2 protein-coding genes and 1 pseudogene are annotated in these 4,963 nt (G+C 60.3%); all 3 read left to right on the top strand.

The window, feature by feature from the left end; genetic code table 11:
- Positions 1-315: 315 nt before the first annotated feature.
- Positions 316-1,614, top strand: coding sequence for a membrane protein (locus DW49_RS0118750; RefSeq protein ID WP_024420604.1), 1,299 nt, complete (start codon positions 316-318; stop codon positions 1,612-1,614).
- A 1-nt stretch (position 1,615) separates the two neighbouring features.
- Positions 1,616-2,923, top strand: coding sequence for a glycoside hydrolase 5 family protein (locus DW49_RS0118745; protein ID WP_005621970.1), 1,308 nt, complete (start codon positions 1,616-1,618; stop codon positions 2,921-2,923).
- A gap of 59 nt (positions 2,924-2,982) precedes the next feature.
- Positions 2,983-4,868 (top strand): annotated as a pseudogene (locus DW49_RS01000000128565) (acyltransferase family protein).
- Positions 4,869-4,963: the final 95 nt, after the last annotated feature.

Raw genomic sequence — 4,963 nt, 5'->3', positions numbered from 1 at the left:
GGCCGCCTCGGTTGTATCTGGTGCATCGAGGCGGCTGGTTTTGCTGCCGGTTCCCGGCAGTTCGCGGACAAGCGAAGCGTCGCCCGGTCCACCTCTACAAAAGCCGAGTGCTTTGCCGGATAACCACTAATACTGACTAATTAATTGACAGTTCCCCGATCTGCGACTGATATAGGTCTTGTCACGCCGTTGCGAGCATTCGCTCCAGACTTCGCTTCACCTCCCAGGCTCATTCGTATCGACGCGTTTATCCACAGCGTCGGGCGGTAGCTTTGTCCGCGCAATTTCCCTGATGCATGTCAGAAGGCAGCCAGCATGGCGTTCAATCCTGCGAGCAGTGCCGACGCCAGGTCGTCGATGATTTCCTTTGATACATCCACTGCAGTGACATGGGTCGCTATCAGCCTGATGCTGGTCGAGACGTTTTCAGGTGCCCTGCGCTTCTATTTCGATCAGGCCGGCATCAGCCCCCTGCTCTATCTACCCAAAGCCGCCTGCATCCTGTTGTTCATCTTCGAACTGCGAACGTTCAAGGCCGGGCGGCTGTTCTGGGCGTTCATGGTTGTGTGGCTGATCTCAGGCCTGCTGGCCCTGCTCCATCGCGCCAGCCTCCAAAACCTGGCGTTCAGTCTGTTTGCCCTGAGCCCGCTGGTGTTCGGGCTGGTCTGCGGCAAGCACCTGCTGCATCGCCGTGCGCTGTTGCAATGGGCCATCGGTTTTTGCCTGCTGGCCTCGCTGCTGGGCGTGGCTCTGGACACATTAACGTCGGTGCCGTGGAAAGGTTACAGCTACACCCTCGGTGAAACCGAGCTGAGCGCCAACACCACATGGAGCGACGATCAGGTGGACCGCATTGCCGGTTTTGCCAGGGTGTCCAATGTGCTGTCGATCATGATCGCCTTCTACACGCTGTACCTGCTCATGTTCCTGCGCTCGCGTCTGCTGAAGGTATTGCTGAGCGTGGTGGCGCTTTACGCCATCGTGCTGACCACCAGTAAAGCGCCGGCCGCAGCATTTGTCCTGACCATCGGCCTGTTGCTGATCCAGCGGATGAGCTGGACCTGCAGGACGCTCTGCGTGCTGGTGGTGTGCATCGGTCTGCTGTTGCCGACGCTGGGGCTGGTCTTGAGTCCTGATGCCCACACGGTGAGCAGCGGCGGCTCGCTGGCCTCGCTGTACGACCGGATGATCAATACCTGGCCTACGCTGATCGACGCCATGAGCCGTGAAGGCTGGATGATCAGCGGGGCAGGCTTCGGCATGGTCGGCAGCACGATGGCCATCTTCCCGGTACAAGGTGCCGGGGTGTTCTTAGGCATGGACAGCTCCGCCCTGTACCTGTGGGCGATGCTCGGCGTGGTGGGGTTGCTGTTGTACGGGCTGCAGATTCCGCTGCTTTTCAGACTACTCGACGACCCGAGCCGCGTCGGCCGCATGCTGCTGGCCATCAGTTTTTGCTGGTGCCTGATCAGCTGGACCACCGACATGTTCGAGGTTGCGGTCGCCAACCTGTTTGTCGGTCTGGCGATTGGTTATGTGATTGCCCGCAGTGAAGAAGCCTCACAAGGCCACTCCCCCGCCTTGCAGTTGATTACGCATGCGGAGCCACGCTGAGATGGCTGCCCAGAACGCATTTTCGTGCCGCACCATAGCGTGCCTGGCACTGCTTGCTTGCCTAAGCAGTGCCCCGGCTGTCCGTGCCGAACCTGCTTTCATCGTAGGCGTCGGCACGCATCTGATGAACGTCGATATCCCCCTGCAAAAACCGTTGATGCTCACCGCCGAGGCCGGTTTCAATTCGGTCAGGGACGATATTTTCTGGTCCACTGCGGAGTTTGCGCCCCATCATCTGCGCATCACCCCGCAATGGCGCAATTACCTGCGAACCGCTAAAGACCGCAACATGAGCCGAGTGGCAATCCTCGGCTACAGCACGTACTTCCACGACAACGCCAAGCCCCGCACACCGAAGGTGATGAAGCCCTTTCTGAATTACGCAGATTACGTCACCCGGCAGTTGGGCAATCGGGTGAGTTTTTACGAAATCTGGAATGAGTGGGACCTCGAAGCCCCCAAGGACCGTCAACTTGCCCTGGACTACGTCAGGCTGGTACAGAAAACCGCGCCGGTGATTCGCAAGAACACGCGCAATGCCATCGGTCCACAGGCGAAGATTCTGGCCGGTGCAGTGACGCCTGGCGGCATGGATTTCGGTTTCGCTGACCCTTTGATCGAAAGCGGCGCGCTGGATCTGGTCGATGGTCTGTCCGTGCACCCTTATGCCCATTGTGCAGCCAACGATGGCAACACCCCGGAAGCCTGGGTGCGCTGGATAGCCGGTTACGAGCAGCATATTCGCCAAAAGGCGGGCCGCGCCGTGCCGATCTATCTGACCGAAATGGGCTGGCCAAGCCATCAGGGCGCGTGCGGCAAGAGCGAAACCACTCAGGCGCTGTACATGGCGCGGCTCTACTTTCTGGCCCGCACGGTGCCCAATGTCAAAGGCATGTGGTGGTACGACCTTTTCAACGATGGCCCGGACCGCCGCGATCAGGAGCACAACTTCGGCGTGCTCAATGAAGACCTGTCGCCCAAGCCCGCCTACACCATGATGAAGGCGATAGCGCCGGTGGTTCGCGACTTCACCTACGACGCCCAGGCCAGCACGCTGACGCAGGACCTTTATCAGCTGTATTTCGACAAAGGCGCCGAGCGTGTGCTCGTGGCGTGGACCATCGGCAAACCGCGAGACATCCAGGTGACCAGCAAACACCCCATGAGCGGCCCTGTACGGCTGATCAATACCACTAACGCCGAGCGCGGCCAGGTCAGCAGCGATCAGTCGTGGGCGTGTCATGACGATCACTGTTCAGCCTCGATCAGCCTGAGCGATTTTCCCAGGATTATTCGGCTGAGCCGTTAGCGGCCAGTCATTGAATCTGCTTTTCCACCGTCCGCTTAACCAATGGATGACGTTCTCAAATGGACTTCAGAAAAGACATCAATGGCCTGCGCGCCATTGCGGTTATCGCCGTGCTGCTGTTTCACTTTCACCCTGCCTGGCTGCCTGGCGGTTTTGCCGGGGTGGATGTGTTTTTTGTGATCTCGGGGTATCTGATTACCGGGATCATCATGCGCGGCCTGAGAAACGGCAGTTTCAGGTTGACGGCGTTCTATGCGTCGCGGGCCAGGCGCATCGTCCCGGCACTGGCGGTGGTATGCCTGGCCTTGTTGCTGGCGGGCTGGTTTTACCTGCTGCCACTGGACTACAGCGCGCTGGGGACGCATGTGGCCAGCAGCCTGGGGTTTGTTTCTAATATTGTGTATTGGCGCGAGGCCGGCTACTTCACCGCCAGCGCCCATGAGAAATGGCTGTTGCACACCTGGTCGCTGTCAGTCGAATGGCAGTTTTACCTGCTGTACCCGATCGCACTGCTGATGCTCAGCCGCTTCGTCGCGCTGCACAACCTGCGCTGGTGGGTGCTGGGCGGGTGCCTGACGGGTTTCATTTTTTGCGTAGTTGCGTCGTCGCAATGGCCGGAGGCGGCGTTTTACCTGTTGCCGACCCGCGCTTGGGAATTGCTGTCGGGCGGCGTGGCGTGCCTGTTTCCGTTTCAACTGAGAGCCCTACAGCAGCGCGTTCTGGAACAGGTCGGGCTGGCAATGATCGTGGTCGGTTTCTTCGCGCTGTCAGTGCAGGACACATGGCCGGGGTACCTGGTACTGATGCCGGTGCTGGGGACTTTCGCGGTGATCGCGGCAGCACGCAACGACTCACTGCTGACCTGCAACCCGCTGTCGCAATGGACCGGCAAGCTGTCGTACTCGCTGTATCTCTGGCACTGCCCGGTGGTGGTGTGGATGAGTTACGCCGGCTGGCTGGGCGAGCTGGGCAACGTGGCACTCGGCATCGGCGTGGCCCTGATGCTCGCGCTGGCGTCGTGGCGGCTGATCGAGCAGCCCTTCGGCACACGCCAACCTGCGAGGCACTGGAGTTTTGCCCCGCTCGGCACACTGATTGTTCTGGTATTCACGGGCGGCGCGCTGGTCAGTGCGACTCAAGGAGTGATATCGCCGGTGCGCCCGATCAGTCTTTCGGAAAAGGCGCATTTCATCCAGGAATACGTTGACCGCCAGCACAACCTTTACGAACCTTACTGGCTGAAGTGTGACGCGTTTTCAGCCCAGACCCAGCGCGGTCAAACCGGCATAGACGAGGCCTGCACGCGCAAACAGGGCGCGGGGGCGTGTTCCTGTGGGGCGACTCCCACGCACAGGCGCTGTCGCTCGGGCTGCGCACGTTGCTGGCGCGCACTACGCCGTTCTATCAAGTAGCGTCGGCCAGTTGCCTGCCCAGCCTCAGCGACCACGACGGACGCGCGTCGGCGACCAGCCGGGCTTGTGATTACTCCAACCGCACCGCGCTGCAAGGCATCGAGAGGCTGCACCCGGATATCGTGGTCATCGCGCAAAAGGATAGCCACGACAAGACCGACTGGAACCGTATCGCAGCCCGGCTCAAGCGCCTGGGCGTGAAACACATTGTGTTGATCGGCCCGCTGCCGTCGTGGAATCCATCGCTACCCAGCGTCATCGCCAACCGTCACTGGGGGCTGACCGAGTCGTACATCAGCGATCCGGCGCTGGACCAGAGCGTCATGGCGGTGGATCAGGCAACCCGCGAGCTGGCGGCGTCGGCGGGCATTCAGTTCGTCTCGCTGATCGACAAACTGTGCATCGCCGACGCCTGCCGGGTGCGTCCGGAAAACAGCACCTCACTGCTGCAGATCGACTCCGGGCACCTGAGCGCAGAGGGTTCGCTGTACATCGTGCGCAACTACGTGTTGCCGCGGTTGGTGAATGAGTAGACGCGAAGACGGTGCTTCAGACGTCTTGCTTTCGGTGTTTTCGCCCGGTCCACTCCCACCAAAGCTCATTGATACCTGTAGGAGCGAACTTGTTC

This window comes from Pseudomonas avellanae BPIC 631, from assembly GCF_000444135.1.
Classification (GTDB): domain Bacteria; phylum Pseudomonadota; class Gammaproteobacteria; order Pseudomonadales; family Pseudomonadaceae; genus Aquipseudomonas; species Aquipseudomonas avellanae.
The sequence above is the reverse complement of the archived record's forward strand: the minus strand, read 5'-3'. Positions and strand labels throughout refer to the sequence as shown.